12 protein-coding genes are annotated in these 14,708 nt (G+C 72.1%); all 12 read left to right on the top strand.

Translation table 11 applies throughout. The features are described from left to right. Nucleotides 1-30: 30 nt before the first annotated feature. Complete coding sequence (gene lysA / locus OHV05_RS22180; RefSeq protein WP_405019220.1) at nucleotides 31-1,422, top strand: diaminopimelate decarboxylase; 1,392 nt, start codon at nucleotides 31-33, stop codon at nucleotides 1,420-1,422. Nucleotides 1,423-1,566: 144 nt separating this feature from the next. Next, nucleotides 1,567-2,913, top strand: a complete 1,347-nt coding sequence (locus tag OHV05_RS22185) for a homoserine dehydrogenase (protein ID WP_405019221.1) — start codon at nucleotides 1,567-1,569, stop codon at nucleotides 2,911-2,913. An 8-nt stretch (nucleotides 2,914-2,921) separates the two neighbouring features. Next, a complete protein-coding gene (gene thrC, locus OHV05_RS22190) occupies nucleotides 2,922-4,007 on the top strand; it encodes a threonine synthase (protein ID WP_403034963.1) in 1,086 nt (361 codons plus the stop codon). Nucleotides 4,008-4,330: 323 nt separating this feature from the next. After that, nucleotides 4,331-5,248 (top strand): homoserine kinase, encoded by a 918-nt coding sequence (gene thrB / locus OHV05_RS22195; RefSeq protein WP_405019222.1) that lies wholly within the window; start codon nucleotides 4,331-4,333, stop codon nucleotides 5,246-5,248. A gap of 533 nt (nucleotides 5,249-5,781) precedes the next feature. Next, on the top strand, nucleotides 5,782-7,920 hold the full coding sequence (rho, locus tag OHV05_RS22200; protein WP_405019223.1) for a transcription termination factor Rho: 2,139 nt from the start codon (nucleotides 5,782-5,784) through the stop codon (nucleotides 7,918-7,920). A gap of 160 nt (nucleotides 7,921-8,080) precedes the next feature. After that, nucleotides 8,081-9,196 carry an LCP family protein gene (locus OHV05_RS22205; protein WP_405019224.1) on the top strand — a complete coding sequence of 372 codons (1,116 nt, stop codon included), beginning with the start codon at nucleotides 8,081-8,083 and terminating at the stop codon, nucleotides 9,194-9,196. Nucleotides 9,197-9,326: 130 nt separating this feature from the next. After that, nucleotides 9,327-9,551: a 50S ribosomal protein L31 gene (gene rpmE / locus OHV05_RS22210; RefSeq protein WP_057226879.1), complete on the top strand. Its 225-nt coding sequence runs from the start codon at nucleotides 9,327-9,329 to the stop codon at nucleotides 9,549-9,551. A 124-nt stretch (nucleotides 9,552-9,675) separates the two neighbouring features. Then, nucleotides 9,676-10,755 carry a peptide chain release factor 1 gene (prfA, locus tag OHV05_RS22215; protein WP_405019225.1) on the top strand — a complete coding sequence of 360 codons (1,080 nt, stop codon included), beginning with the start codon at nucleotides 9,676-9,678 and terminating at the stop codon, nucleotides 10,753-10,755. 20 nt (nucleotides 10,756-10,775) lie between these two features. Further along, nucleotides 10,776-11,642 carry a peptide chain release factor N(5)-glutamine methyltransferase gene (gene prmC / locus OHV05_RS22220; protein WP_405019226.1) on the top strand — a complete coding sequence of 289 codons (867 nt, stop codon included), beginning with the start codon at nucleotides 10,776-10,778 and terminating at the stop codon, nucleotides 11,640-11,642. A gap of 46 nt (nucleotides 11,643-11,688) precedes the next feature. Further along, a complete protein-coding gene (locus tag OHV05_RS22225; protein ID WP_405019227.1) occupies nucleotides 11,689-12,336 on the top strand; it encodes an L-threonylcarbamoyladenylate synthase in 648 nt (215 codons plus the stop codon). Between the two features lie 38 nt (nucleotides 12,337-12,374). Continuing rightward, on the top strand, nucleotides 12,375-13,013 hold the full coding sequence (locus tag OHV05_RS22230) for a protein-tyrosine-phosphatase (protein WP_405021518.1): 639 nt from the start codon (nucleotides 12,375-12,377) through the stop codon (nucleotides 13,011-13,013). Nucleotides 13,014-13,423: 410 nt separating this feature from the next. After that, nucleotides 13,424-14,683 carry a serine hydroxymethyltransferase gene (gene glyA / locus OHV05_RS22235; RefSeq protein WP_405019228.1) on the top strand — a complete coding sequence of 420 codons (1,260 nt, stop codon included), beginning with the start codon at nucleotides 13,424-13,426 and terminating at the stop codon, nucleotides 14,681-14,683. Nucleotides 14,684-14,708 lie beyond the last annotated feature (25 nt).

Genomic DNA, 14,708 nt, shown 5'->3' on the forward strand with positions numbered 1-14,708 from the left:
GTCACCGCCCCTACTCGTAAGGACACCACGATGAGCCGCTCCGCCCACCCCGCCGGCCCCCGCCACGGTGACGTACTGCCCGAGGGCCACTACCTCGCCCCGCCGAGCGACCTGAACGCGCTCGACCCCAAGGTCTGGTCCCGCACCGTCACCCGCGATGCCGAGGGCGTCGTCACCGTCGGCGGCCTCGACGTCAAGGCGCTGGCCGCCGAGTTCGGCACCCCGGCGTACGTCATGGACGAGGCCGACTTCCGGGCCCGGGCCCGCGCCTGGCGGGACGCGTTCGGTGAGGGTGCCGACGTCTACTACGCGGGCAAGGCGTTCCTCTCCAAGGCGATCGTCCGCTGGCTGCACGAGGAGGGGCTCAACCTCGACGTGTGCAGCGCGGGCGAGTTGGCGGTCGCGCTGGCCGCCGGCATGCCGGGCGAGCGGATCGCGCTGCACGGCAACAACAAGTCGCCGGACGAGCTGGAGCAGGCGGTCAAGGCGGGCGTCGGGCACATCGTGGTCGACTCGTACCAGGAGATCGACCGGCTGGCCGCGATCGCGGCCGCCCAGGGCGTCCGGCAGCCGGTGCTGATCCGGGTGACGGTCGGCGTCGAGGCGCACACCCACGAGTTCATCGCCACCGCGCACGAGGACCAGAAGTTCGGCCTGTCGCTGAGCGGCGGCCGGGCGGCCGAGGCGGTCCGCCGCACCCTCGCGCACCCGAGCCTCGAACTGCGCGGCATCCACTCGCACATCGGCTCGCAGATCTTCGACACGGCCGGCTTCGAGGTGGCCGCCCGCCGGGTGGTCGGGCTGCTGGTGCAGGTCAGGGACGAGCACGGGGTGGAGCTGCCGGAGATCGACCTCGGCGGCGGCCTGGGCATCGCGTACACCAGCGAGGACGACCCGCGCGAGCCCGCCGAGATCGCCGCCTCGCTGGCCGAGATCGTCCGCCGGGAGTGCGCCGCCGCCAGCCTGAACGCACCGCGGCTGAGCGTCGAGCCGGGCCGGGCGATCGTCGGCCCGACCGCGTTCACGCTGTACGAGGTCGGTACGATCAAGCCGCTCGACGGACTGCGCACCTATGTCAGCGTGGACGGCGGCATGTCGGACAACATCCGCACCGCGCTCTACGACGCCGAGTACTCCGTCGCCCTCGTCTCGCGCACCAGTGAGGCCGAGCCGATGCTGGTCCGGGTGGTCGGCAAGCACTGCGAGTCCGGCGACATCGTGGTCCGGGACGCCTTCCTGCCCGCCGACCTGACGCCGGGCGACCTGATCGCGGTCCCCGCGACCGGGGCGTACTGCCGCTCGATGGCGAGCAACTACAACCACGCCCTCAAGCCCCCGGTGCTCGCCGTCCTGGACGGTGCGGCCCGGGTGATCGTCCGCCGCGAGACGGAGGAGGATCTCCTGCGGCTCGATATCGGATGAGGAAATTCTCGTCTCAGATGATGGACCGGCCATAGATTCGTGCGGCTGGTCCCGGAGACTGGTACGGACCGAATACCCTGCGGGCGGCGAATACCGCCAACGAATGAGCCCGCCGGAAAACCCGAGAAAGCAGAGCGGAGTCGGATGATGCGTACGCGCCCGCTGAAGGTGGCGTTGCTGGGCTGTGGTGTGGTGGGCTCCGAGGTGGCGCGCATCATGACGACGGACGCCGCCGACCTCGCCGCGCGGATCGGCGCTCCGGTCGAGCTCGTCGGGGTCGCGGTCCGCCGGGCCGGCCGGGCCCGCGCCGGGGTCCCCGAGCACCTGATCACCACCGACGCCGAGGCCCTGGTGAACCGCGGCGACATCGACGTGGTGATCGAGGTGGTGGGCGGCATCGAGCCGTCCAAGCACCTGATCCTGAGCGCCTTCGCGAACGGCGCCTCGGTGGTCTCCGCCAACAAGGCGCTGCTGGCCAAGGACGGCGCCGAGCTGCATGCCGCCGCCGCCGCCGCGGGCGTGGACCTCTACTACGAGGCCGCCGTCGCCGGGGCCATCCCGCTGCTCCGCCCGCTCCGCGAGTCGCTCGCCGGGGACAAGGTGAACCGGGTGCTCGGCATCGTCAACGGCACCACCAACTTCATCATGGACAAGATGGACTCCACCGGCGCCGGGTACTCCGAGGCGCTGGAGGAGGCCACCGCGCTCGGTTACGCCGAGGCCGACCCGACCGCCGACGTGGAGGGCTTCGACGCCGCCGCGAAGGCCGCCATCCTGGCCGGGATCGCCTTCCACACCAAGGTGACCGCCGCCGACGTCTACCGCGAGGGCATCACCGAGGTGACCGCCGCCGACATCGCCTCCGCCAAGGAGATGGGCTGCGTGGTCAAGCTGCTGGCGATCTGCGAGCGGGCCGCCGACGGCGAGTCGGTCACCGCCCGGGTGCACCCCGCGATGCTGCCGCTGAGCCACCCGCTGGCCTCCGTCCGCGAGGCGTACAACGCGGTCTTCGTGGAGGCCGAGGCGGCCGGCCGGCTGATGTTCTACGGCCCTGGCGCCGGTGGCGCGCCGACCGCCTCCGCGGTGCTCGGCGACCTGGTCGCGGTCTGCCGCAACAAGGTCAACGGCACCACCGGCCCCGGCGACTCGGTGTACACCCAGCTCCCGGCCAAGCCGATGGACCAGGTGATCACCCGGTACCACGTGAGCCTGGACGTGGACGACCGCGCGGGCGTGCTGGCCCAGGTGGCCTCCGTCTTCGCCGAGCACGGCGTGTCCATCGACACCGTGCGCCAGCAGGGCCGAAGTGTGGGCAGCGGCGACGAAGTCGCCTCGGTCGAGGGCGGTGGCGGGCGACGGGCGGGCGACGCCTCGCTCGTCGTGGTCACCCACCGCGCCACCGACGCCGCCCTGTCGGCGACGGTCGACAAGCTCCGCGCGCTCGACAGCGTGCGGGACGTGGCCAGCATCATGCGGGTTGAAGGGGAGTAGGTAGCACCATGAACGCCGTCATCCAGAGCGGTCGTACCCACCAGTGGCGCGGCCTCATCGAGGAGTACCGCGACCGCCTGCCGGTCTCCGCCGCCACCCCCGTGGTCACCCTGCTCGAAGGCGGTACGCCGCTGGTACCCGCGCAGGTGCTCTCCGAGCGCACCGGCTGCGAGGTCTACCTCAAGGTCGAGGGCGCCAACCCGACCGGGTCCTTCAAGGACCGCGGCATGACGATGGCGATCTCCAAGGCCAAGGAGGACGGTGCCCAGGCCGTCATCTGCGCCTCCACCGGCAACACCTCGGCCTCCGCCGCGGCGTACGCGGTGCGGGCCGGCATGGTCTCCGCCGTGCTGGTGCCGCAGGGCAAGATCGCGCTCGGCAAGATGGGCCAGGCCCTGGTGCACGGCGCGAAGATCCTCCAGGTGGACGGAAACTTCGACGACTGCCTCACCCTTGCGCGTGAACTCTCCGAGAAGTACCCGGTGGCGCTGGTCAACTCGGTGAACCCGGTCCGGATCGAGGGCCAGAAGACCGCCGCCTTCGAGATCGTCGACATGCTCGGCGACGCCCCGGACATCCACGTCCTCCCGGTCGGCAACGCGGGCAACATCACCGCCTACTGGAAGGGCTACACCGAGTACGCCAAGGACGGCCTGGCCGACCGCACCCCGCGGATGTGGGGCTTCCAGGCGTCCGGCTCGGCCCCGATCGTGGACGGCGCCCCGGTGCTCAAGCCGCAGACCATCGCCACCGCGATCCGGATCGGCAACCCGGCGTCCTGGGACTACGCGATCGCCGCGCGGGACGACTCGGGCGGCCTGATCGACAAGGTGACGGACCGTCAGATCCTGTCCGCCTACCGGCTGCTGGCCGCGCAGGAGGGTGTCTTCGTGGAGCCCGCCTCGGCCGCCTCGGTGGCCGGCCTGCTGGCCAAGGCGGAGGCCGGCCTGGTCGACCCGGGCCAGCGGATCGTCTGCACCGTGACCGGCAACGGCCTCAAGGACCCGGACTGGGCGGTGGCCGGCGCGCCGCAGCCGCAGATCGTGCCGATCGACCCGGAGACGGCCGCCCGCCGCCTCGGGCTGTTGGACTGACGAGCTGTCAACAAGCGGGCCGACTCTTTCGGGGGTCGGCCCGACTTGTTTGCCGAGGGGGGCTTTTCTGCCCGACCGCGCCGACTTCCGGGCGGAATCGCTGCCCGATTTCGCGCAATTTCCGGCCAGAATCGGCAACACGGCAGATCGGAGGGGTGCGGGGTGTACCGCTGTGGAACCTCTCTTCGATAGTCTGGTCAACAGCGGGCCGCGCCGTGCGCCGCGCCCGCCCCGCCGGGGCAGCTGTCGCGAAAACCCCGCACACGTACCACCGCAGGCCCGACCCCAACCGGGCCGTCACCTCCCAGGAGAGTCCCACCACCATGGCTGGTCCCGCGTTCCGTGCTGCCGCCGTCCGGGTCCGGGTTCCCGCGACCAGTGCCAACCTCGGCCCCGGCTTCGACGCCTTCGGACTCGCCCTGGGCCTGTACGACGACGTGGTGGTCCGGGTCGCCGAATCCGGCCTCTCGGTGGACATCGCCGGTGAGGGTGCGGCCACCCTGCCGCGCGACGAACGGCATCTGATGATCCGTTCGATGCGGGCCGCCTTCGACCGCCTCGGCGGACAGCCGCGCGGTCTGGAGGTGGTCTGCGCCAACCGGATACCGCACGGCCGGGGCCTGGGCTCCTCCTCCGCCGCGATCTGCGCCGGCATCGTCGCCGCCCGCGCCGTCACCATCAGCGGCCCGAGCGCGCTGGACGACGCCGCCCTGCTGGCCCTCGCCTCCGAGCTGGAGGGCCATCCCGACAACGTCGCCGCCTGCCTGCTGGGCGGGTTCACCATTGCCTGGACGGACGAGGACGCCGCCAAGGCGGTCCGGCTGGAGCCGTCCGAGCTGGTCGTGCCGGTGGTCTTCATCCCGTCCACCGAGGTGCTCACCGAGACCGCCCGGGGCCTGCTGCCGAAGACCGTCCCGCTCTCCGACGCCGCCGTCAACGCCGGTCGGGCCGCCCTGCTGGTGGAGGCCCTGACCAACCGTCCGGAGCTCCTCCTGCCCGCCACCGAGGACCGTCTGCACCAGGACTACCGGGCCTCCGCGATGCCGGAGAGCGCCGGTCTGGTGGGCGCCCTGCGGGCCGAGGGCATCCCGGCCGTGATCTCCGGCGCCGGCCCCACCGTGCTCGCCCTCGCGGACGAGGCGAACGCCGAGAAACTGCTCTCCTTCGCAGGTGACGGCTTTGCCGCCCACCGGCTCCGGCTCGACGGCACCGGTGCCTCGGTGCTCCCGCTGGACGGCTGAGCAAGACGGTCGCACGGACACGATTGACGAGAACGGGGCCGGGGAATGTCTCAGGGGGTCGGTAGTGTTAACCTCATTGCTGCACCAGGTGCCCTCCGGGGTGCCGTGCGCCACGTCCCGATCCCGAGCCTCCGCTGTTGCGGCCAGTCCGCACGAGTGGGGCCGTGGACGAGCGGGACCACGATTCTCCGGGAGCCCTCCGCAGCGCGTACGCAGCCTGCCTGCGCAATGGCGGCCGTTTCCCGAAGCCGTGACGGCACCTGACTCCCTCCCGCGGCCTCCCACATAGAGGCACGCCCGGATGGGGCCCGGCCACCGTCACGCGACGGGGGCCCGGGTATCGCAGGCAGCGGGGCCGGCACGAGACCGATCCGCGCCACTCCGCACCACCGTGCACATCGCAGCTCTTCCCCGACTGGCAGCGCCATTCGGGGGATCACCGCCTCGGACCGACGCAGTCAAGCGTTGGTCAGGACAGCACAACCGGTCGCCGAGCCAGACAGGCCGACGTCCGCTCCAGGGAAGGACCCTTAGTGAGCGACTCCACCGATCTGATGGGCGCGCGCCCCGACGCCGACGCGTCAGACACCGCCGCCCCGGCGGCTCCGGCCAAGCGCCGCCGTACCGCTGCCGCGGGCCTCGACGGCCTGGTCCTGGCCGAGCTGCAGAAGCTCGCCTCGACCCTCGGGATCAGCGGTACCGGCCGTCTCCGCAAGAGCCAGCTGATTGACGCCATCAAGGAGAAGAGCGGGGGCGACCCGCTGCTGGCAGGCGCCGCCGCCCCGGCCGCTCCCGCCAAGCGGGCCGCCAAGGCCGCCGCTCCGGCCGCCGTCGAGGCCCCCGTGGCCGAGCCGAAGGCCGACGCGCAGGCCGAGGAGGCCGCTCCGCCGCGGGCCGCCCGCCGGACCAAGGCCGCCGCGGCCGCCCCGGCCGCCGAGCCGCAGGCCCAGATCGAGATCCCGGTCCAGGCCGCCGCCGAGACCGCCGCCCCGGCCCGCGCCGAGCGGACCCGCCGCCGGGCCACCTCGGCCGCCGGTGCGCCGACCGCCGAGGCCGCTGCCGCGGCCACCGCCGAGTCGACCGCCACCGCGGTCGCCGACACCCGTACCGATGCCCGGACGCTCGACGCCGAGGGCCGGACCGAGACCCGCCGGGACCGTCGGGACCGCCGCGACCGACGCGAGGGCGGCGAGCGCACCGAGACCACCGAGGGCCAGCCGGCCCAGGCCGGTCAGGACGGCGACAGCCGCGAGTCCCGCCGGGACCGCCGCAACCGCCGGGACCGCACCGACCGTCCGGAGCGCGGCGAGCGCCAGCAGGGTCAGCAGACCCAGCAGGGCGGCGGCCAGGACAGCGCCCCGCAGCAGAACCGTCAGCAGAGCAGCAGCCCGCAGCAGCAGCAGCCGGTCGGCGGCTACGACGACGACGAGTTCGGCGACGGCCGGCGCGGCCGCCGGGGTCGTTACCGCGACCGCCGGGGCCGTGGCACCCGGGGCGAGCGCTTCGAGGCCGGCCCGGCCGAGGTGCAGGTCAACGACGACGACGTGCTGATCCCGGTCGCGGGCATCCTGGACATCCTCGACAACTACGCCTTCGTCCGGACCTCCGGCTACCTGCCCGGTTCGAACGACGTCTACGTCTCGCTGGCCCAGGTCCGCAAGAACGGCCTGCGCAAGGGCGACGCGATCACCGGTGCGGTGCGCCAGCCCAAGGACGGCGAGCGGCGCGAGAAGTTCAACGCCATGGTGCGGCTGGACTCGGTCAACGGCATGGACCCGGAGAGCGGCCGCAACCGCCCCGAGTTCGGCAAGCTGACCCCGCTCTACCCGCAGGAGCGGCTGCGGCTGGAGACCGACCCGGGCATCCTGACCACCCGCATCATCGACCTCGTGTCGCCGATCGGTAAGGGCCAGCGCGGTCTGATCGTCGCCCCGCCGAAGACCGGCAAGACGATGATCATGCAGGCGATCGCCAACGCGATCACCCACAACAACCCCGAGTGCCACCTGATGGTCGTCCTGGTCGACGAGCGTCCGGAAGAGGTCACCGACATGCAGCGGTCGGTCAAGGGCGAGGTCATCTCCTCGACCTTCGACCGCCCGGCCGAGGACCACACGGTCGTCGCCGAGCTGGCCATCGAGCGCGCCAAGCGCCTGGTCGAGCTGGGCCACGACGTGGTCATCCTGCTGGACTCGATCACCCGTCTGGGCCGCGCCTACAACCTGGCGGCGCCGGCCTCCGGCCGCATCCTGTCCGGTGGTGTCGACTCGACCGCGCTCTACCCGCCGAAGAAGTTCTTCGGCGCGGCGCGCAACATCGAGAACGGCGGCTCGCTGACCATCCTCGCCACCGCGCTGGTGGAGACCGGCTCGCGGGCCGACGAGGTGGTCTTCGAGGAGTTCAAGGGCACCGGCAACATGGAGCTCAAGCTCGACCGCAAGCTCTCGGACAAGCGGATCTTCCCGGCCGTCGACGTCGACGCGTCGAGCACCCGTAAGGAGGAGATCCTGCTGGGCAGCGAGGAGTTGGCCATCACCTGGAAGCTCCGCCGGGTGCTGCACGCGCTGGACTCGCAGCAGGCGATCGAGCTGCTGCTGGACAAGATGAAGCAGACCAAGAGCAACGCCGAGTTCCTGATGGTGATCGCCAAGAACACCCCCGGCCAGGACTGACCTCCCGGCAGGAACCAGAGAGCCCCGGACCGCAACCGCGGTCCGGGGCTCTCGCGTCTCCCTGGGCGACCCGTGAAACGGACTTATCGGTATCCGACTCCCTTATGCTCAGAATGAAGGTCATACCGACCAAGCCCCAGAGAACTGAGGACGAGACGCTATGGCCGAGCACCGACGCAAGACCCTGAGCCGGCGGATACGCCTGCGCAGGACCATCGCGTGCACGGTGGCCGGGCTGCTGGTGCTCGGCGGCGGGGCGGCCGGGTACGCGTACTGGAAGCTCAACGGGAACATCAAGAGCATCGACATCGACGCCCAGCTCGGCACCGCCCGGCCGCCGGCCTCGACCAACGGCTCGTTCAACGTGCTGGTGCTCGGCTCGGACTCGCGGAACGGCAAGAACGGCGACCTGGCCGGCGGCGACACCGACGGCACCGCCCGTTCGGACACCGCGATGGTGGTGCACGTCAACCAGGCGCACACCCAGGCCGAGGTGGTCTCGATCCCCCGGGACACCCTGGTCGCCCGGCCCTCCTGCACCGCCGTCGGCAGCGGCGCCACGGTGCCCGCCGCGAAGAGCGTGATGTTCAACACCGCGTACGAGGTGGGCGGCCCCGCCTGTGCGGTGAAGACCACCGAGCAGCTCACCGGGCTGCGGATGGACCACTTCGTCGAGATCGACTTCGCCGGCTTCGCGTCCTTCGTGGACGCCATCGGCGGGGCCACCGTGACCACCACGGTGCCCATCGACGACAAGGACAGCGGCCTGCACCTGGCGGCCGGCACGCACCGGCTGAACGGCGACCAGGCCCTGGCCTTCGTCCGGACCAGGCACGGCGTCGGCGACGGCAGCGACCTGGGCCGGATCGAGCTGCAGAAGCAGATGGTCAAGTCGCTCCTGACCCAGATCAAGGGCATGGGGCTGTTCGGCAACCCGGCCAAGCTCTGGTCGGTGGGGGACAAGCTCACCAAGAGCATCACCACCGACTCCGACCTGGCCTCGGTGAGCGCCCTGGTCGGCCTCGCCGACACCCTGAAGCCGATCGGCCCGGAGAACCTCAGCATGGTCACCCTGCCGGTGGTGACCGCCCCGAGCGACCCGAACCGGGTGATCCCGGCCGAACCCCGGGCCGCCGAGCTGTGGCGGGCGCTGGCCGCCGACCGGGCGGTGCCCGAGTCGGTGCTGAGCAGCCAGCCGGCCAATCCGGCCGAGGCGACCCCCTCGGCCGCCGCCGGGGCCGCCCGGAGCGGGGCCTCGGCCGCTCCCCGCAGGTAGCCGGAATACCTGTGGTCCGCACTCGGTTTGGGAAGATGCGGTCAGTCCTGGCAGACTGGTCCGTCGGTCCCGGTTCACGTGCGGCTGTCAGCTGCCGACCCGGTGCCCTCCCGAACACTAGGAGAACCCCTTGAAGCCCAACGTTCACCCCGAGTACGTGGTCACCAACGTGACCTGCACCTGCGGCGCCGAGTTCCAGACCCGCTCGACCGAGACCAGTGGCGTCATTCGCGCCGAGGTCTGCTCGCAGTGCCACCCGTTCTACACCGGCAAGCAGAAGATCCTGGACACCGGTGGCCGCGTCGCCCGCTTCGAGGCCCGCTTCGGCAAGAAGCTCTCCGCGAAGCAGGACTAGCGTCCGTACGGCGCCGGTCCGGGCGTACCCAGCTACTCATGGGTGCGCTCGGACCGGCGCCGTTCGCGTCTCCCCCCACTCGCCATCCCTGTCAATGCAGCTTCAGCGGAAGTAGGCCCACCCGATGTTCGAGGCAGTCGAAGAGCTCCTCACCGAGCACGCCGCCCTCGAGTCGAGGCTGGCCGACCCCTCGGTCCACGCCGACCAGGCGAACGCCCGCAAGCTCTCCAAGCGGTACGCCGAGCTGACCCCGATCACCCGTACCTACCGGGCCTGGAAGCAGGCCGGGGAGGACATCGAGGCCGCTCGTGAACTCGCGCTCGAGGACTCGGACTTCATCGCCGAGATGAAGTCCTCGGAGGCCCGGCGCGACGAGCTGACCGAGGAGCTGCGGGTGCTGCTGGTGCCGCGCGACCCCAACGACGAGAAGGACGTCATCCTGGAGGTCAAGGCGGGTGAGGGCGGCGAGGAGTCCGCGCTGTTCGCCGGTGACCTGCTCCGGATGTACCTGCGGTTCGCCGAGCGGGTGGGCTGGAAGACCGAGATCATCGACGCCAACGAGTCCGACCTCGGCGGCTACAAGGACGTCTCGGTCGCCGTGAAGACCAAGGGCACCCCCGAGCCCGGCCTCGGCGTCTGGGCCCGGCTCAAGTACGAGGGCGGCGTGCACCGCGTGCAGCGCGTGCCGGCCACCGAGTCGCAGGGCCGGATCCACACCTCGGCGGCCGGCGTGCTGGTCACCCCGGAGGCGGAGGAGGTCGAGGTCGAGATCATCGCCAACGAGCTGCGGATCGACGTCTACCGCTCCTCGGGCCCGGGCGGGCAGTCCGTCAACACCACCGACTCGGCGGTCCGGATCACCCACCTGCCGACCGGTATCGTGGCGTCCTGCCAGAACGAGAAGAGCCAGCTGCAGAACAAGGAGCAGGCCATGCGCATCCTGCGTTCGCGGCTGCTGGCCGCCGCGCAGGAGGCGGCCGACCTGGAGGCGTCGGACGCCCGGCGCAGCCAGGTCCGCACCGTGGACCGCTCCGAGCGGATCCGGACGTACAACTTCCCGGAGAACCGCATCTCGGACCACCGCACCGGGTTCAAGTCGTACAACCTGGACCAGGTCCTGGACGGCGAGCTCAACGCGGTGATCCAGTCCTGCGTGGACGCCGACGCGGCGGCCAAGCTGGCCGCCGCCGCCCAGGAGAACTGACCCGGACAAGGGGTGTACGGATGAACCTGCTGCTCGCCGAGGTGGCCCAGGCCACCCAGCGGTTGGCCGCGGCCGGGGTGCCGTCGCCGCGCTTCGACGCGGAGGAACTCGCCGCACACGTCCACAGCGTCAAGCGCAGTCAGCTGCACACGGTGAAGGACAGCGAGTTCGACGCCCGGTACTGGGAGGCCATCTCCCGCCGGGAGGCGCGCGAACCGCTCCAGCACATCACCGGCCGGGCCTTCTTCCGCTACCTGGAGCTGGAGGTCGGCCCCGGCGTCTTCGTGCCCCGGCCCGAGACCGAGTCGGTGGTCGAGTGGGCCATAGACGCCGTCCGCGACATGGACGTGGCCGAGCCGCTGGTGGTCGACCTGTGCACCGGCTCCGGCGCGATCGCGCTGGCGCTGGCCCAGGAGCTGCCGCGCTCCACCGTGCACGCCTTCGAGCTGGACGAGGGCGCGATGAAGTACACCCGGCGCAACATCGCCGCCAGCTCCGACCGGGCCCGGGTCACCCTGCACGCGGGCGACGCGACCCGGGCGTTCGAGGACGACCGCTCCTGGGACGGCCGGTTCGACCTGGTGATCAGCAACCCGCCGTACATCCCGCTCACCGAGTGGGAGTACGTGGCGCCCGAGGCCCGTGACCACGACCCGCAGATGTCGCTGTTCTCCGGCGAGGACGGCCTGGACGCGATCCGCGGCATCGAGCGGGTCGCCGCCCGGCTGCTGCGCCCCGGTGGCGTGGTGGTGATCGAGCACGCCGACACCCAGGGCGGGCAGGTGCCGTGGGTGTTCCGCGAGGAGAGCGGCTGGACGGACGCCGCCGACCACCGGGACCTGAACAACCGGCCGCGTTTCACGACCGCGCGCAAGGCGTCGCTGTGAACCGGCTCCTGACGACAAGCCAGTTTTCCGAGAGGGGACCGCACCGATGAGCCGCCGCTACGACTGCGCCGACGCAGGCGACCGCGAGACCGGGCTGCGCGAGGCCGCTTCGGCGATCCGCCGGGGCGAGCTGGTCGTGCTGCCGACCGACACCCTGTACGGGATCGGTGCGGACGCGTTCAGCCCGGAGGCGGTCGGCGCCCTGCTGGACGCCAAGGGACGCGGCCGGAACATGCCCTCCCCGGTGCTGGTCGGCTCGCCGACCACGCTGCACGGGCTGGTCACCGACTTCTCCGAGCAGGCCTGGGAACTCGTGGACGCGTTCTGGCCGGGCGGGCTGACCCTGGTCGCCAAGCACCAGCCGTCACTGCGCTGGGACCTCGGCGACACCCGGGGCACCGTCGCGGTCCGGATGCCGCTGCACCCGGTCGCACTCGAACTGCTCAACAACGTCGGCCCGATGGCGGTCTCCAGCGCCAACCGGACCGGCGGCCCCTCGCCGTCCACCTGCGACGACGCCTTCTCCCAGCTCGGTGACTCGGTCGCGGTCTACCTGGACGGCGGCAACGCCGACTTCGGGACGGCCTCGTCCATCGTCGACGTCACGGGCAAGGTCCCGGTCCTGCTGCGGGCCGGCGCGATCAGCGCCGAGCAGCTGAGGGAGGTCGTACCGGACCTGGAGGCCGGCAGTTGACAGCGGCCTCGCTGCACGGCGCCTCCGCCGGCCTCGGCATACCCGGGTACGTCACGGTCTCGCCGCGGCCCCTCGACTCCTTCCGCATCCTCTTCGTCTGCACCGGCAACGTCTGCCGGTCGCCGATCGCGGAACGGCTGACCCGGCACGAGCTGGACGCCCGGCTCGCGGACTTCGCCGGCCGGATCGTGGTGGAGAGCGCCGGCACCTGGGGGCACGAGGGTGCCCCGATGGAGGCGCACGCGGCCACCGTGCTCGGTGAGTACGGGGTCGGCGCCGACGGCTTCGCCGGGCGCGAGCTGCTGGACGAGCACGTGATCGACGCCGACCTGGTACTCACCGCGACGCTCGACCACCGGGCCCAGGTGATCTCGATGGGTCACGCGGCCGGTCTGCGGACCTTCACGCTCAAGGAGTTCACCCGGCTGGTCCGGCGGATCGACCCCTCCACCCTCCCCGACCCCCGGGGCGGCGCCGAGGTCACCGAACGGGCCCGCGCCCTGGTCCGGGCGGCCGCCGCCCTGCGCGGCTGGCTGCTCGCCGCGACCCCCGAGTCCGACGAGGTGGACGACCCCTACGGCGCCCCGATCGGCATGTTCCGCAACTGCGGCGAGGAGATATTCGACGCCCTCGACCCGGTCGTGACCGCCCTGACCGGCGTACACAGCAACCACTAGGGCGACGCCCTCCTTTTGGCAGGTGCTCAACCGCCTGCGGCGCCAGGGGGCTCGGGGCTCTGCTGTTGTGCGGCTCCGCCGCGTGGGCGACGCCGGCCTTTTGGCAGGTGCTCAACCGGCTACGGTCCAGGGGCTCGGGGAACTGCGACGCCGGCCTCGCAAAAGGTGATCGTCGCGTAGCTGGTCAGGCACTTTCGCAGTGACCCCGGCGCCAGACCTCCTCGCCCACGCGGCGGAGCCGCACATCAGCAGAGCCCCGAGCCCCTGCCTACAGCGCAGCCCCGAGCGGCTGCCGAAAGGTGGCGTTCGAGCGGGTGCAGCTCTAGTGGGTGTATGGGCGGGCCGTCGGGAGAGGCCCGGCCTACGCTGGGTGATGCCGCCCGAATTGTCCGCTGCCCGGGAGCTTTGCCATGACCGTCACCCATGATGTGCAGCTCTCCTGGACCGCCCCCGCCGCGCTGCGGGAGGCCGATCCGCAACTCGCCGACCTGCTCGCCGCCGAGGCGGGCCGCCGGGCCGAGAGCCTGCAGCTGCTGGCGGGGGAGAACCTCGCCACCCCGGCCGTGCTCGCGGCCCTGAGCGGCCCGCTGGTGGACAAGTACGCCGAGGGCTATCCGGGCCACCGGCACCACAGCGGCTGCGCCCTCGCGGATGCCGCCGAGCTGCTCGCGGTCGACCGGGCGAAGCGGCTGTTCGCCGCCGAGCACGCCAACGTCCAGCCCCGGTCCGGGACTTCGGCGATGCTGGCGGCGTACGCGGCGCTGCTGCGGCCGGGCGACCTGGTGCTGGCGATGTCGCTGGAGCACGGCGGGCACCTGAGCTGCGGCTCGCGGGCGAACTTCTCCGGCCGGTGGTTCGAGTTCATCGGGTACGGGGTGCGCGAGCAGGACCAGCTGCTCGACTACGACCAGGTCCGCGAGCTGGCCAGGCTGCACCGGCCGAAGGCGATCGTGGCGGGTGGGATCTCCTACCCCCGGCACCTGGACTGGGCCGCCTTCCGGGAGATCGCGGACGAGGTGGACGCCTACCTGATCGCCGACACGGCGCAGACCACGGGCCTGGTCGCGGCGGGTCTGGCACCGAGCCCGGTGCCGTACGCGGACGTCACGGTGGCCGCCACCCACAAGCTGCTGCGCGGGCCGCGCGGCGGGTTGCTGCTGTGCTCGGAGCAGCTGGCCGGGCGGGTGGACCGGGCGGTGTTCCCGTTCAGTCAGGGCGGGGCGGCGATGAACGAGGTGGCGGCCAAGGCGGTGGCGTTCGCGCAGGCGGGTACGCCGGAGTTCGGCGCGTACCTGCGGCGTGCGGTGGACGGTGCACGCTCCCTGGCGGGGGCGCTCGGCGCGGCCAGCGCGCCCCCGTTGACCGGCGGCACCGACACCCAGCTGGTGACGGCGGACGTCGGGGCGCTCGGTCTGACCGGCGTCGAGGCCGAGCGCCGCTGCGCGGCGGCCGGACTGATGCTCGGCAAGTGCGCGCTCCCGTTCGATCCGGCCCCGCCCGCCGAGACCTCGGGTATCCGTTTGGGCACGGGTGCGGTGGCCGCCCAGGGGATGACCGTCGAGGGCATGGCCGAGGCCGGTGAACTGATCGGACGCCTGCTCAGGGGCGGTGCGACGGCCGAGATCGGGGCCCGGGTCAGGGAGCTGGCGGCCGCGCTCGGCGAAAACTGACGGACCGGAACACCCGGGAAGGCGA

It is taken from the genome of Kitasatospora sp. NBC_00070 (genome assembly GCF_045041205.1).
Taxonomy (GTDB): domain Bacteria; phylum Actinomycetota; class Actinomycetes; order Streptomycetales; family Streptomycetaceae; genus Kitasatospora.

Coding starts and splice junctions, on each gene's coding strand:
- lysA (WP_405019220.1), top strand. CDS start 31: ATGAGCCGCTCCGCCCACCCCGCCGGCCCCCGCCACGGTGACGTACTG.
- OHV05_RS22185 (WP_405019221.1), top strand. CDS start 1,567: ATGATGCGTACGCGCCCGCTGAAGGTGGCGTTGCTGGGCTGTGGTGTG.
- thrC (WP_403034963.1), top strand. CDS start 2,922: ATGAACGCCGTCATCCAGAGCGGTCGTACCCACCAGTGGCGCGGCCTC.
- thrB (WP_405019222.1), top strand. CDS start 4,331: ATGGCTGGTCCCGCGTTCCGTGCTGCCGCCGTCCGGGTCCGGGTTCCC.
- OHV05_RS22205 (WP_405019224.1), top strand. CDS start 8,081: ATGGCCGAGCACCGACGCAAGACCCTGAGCCGGCGGATACGCCTGCGC.
- prfA (WP_405019225.1), top strand. CDS start 9,676: ATGTTCGAGGCAGTCGAAGAGCTCCTCACCGAGCACGCCGCCCTCGAG.
- prmC (WP_405019226.1), top strand. CDS start 10,776: ATGAACCTGCTGCTCGCCGAGGTGGCCCAGGCCACCCAGCGGTTGGCC.
- OHV05_RS22225 (WP_405019227.1), top strand. CDS start 11,689: ATGAGCCGCCGCTACGACTGCGCCGACGCAGGCGACCGCGAGACCGGG.
- glyA (WP_405019228.1), top strand. CDS start 13,424: ATGACCGTCACCCATGATGTGCAGCTCTCCTGGACCGCCCCCGCCGCG.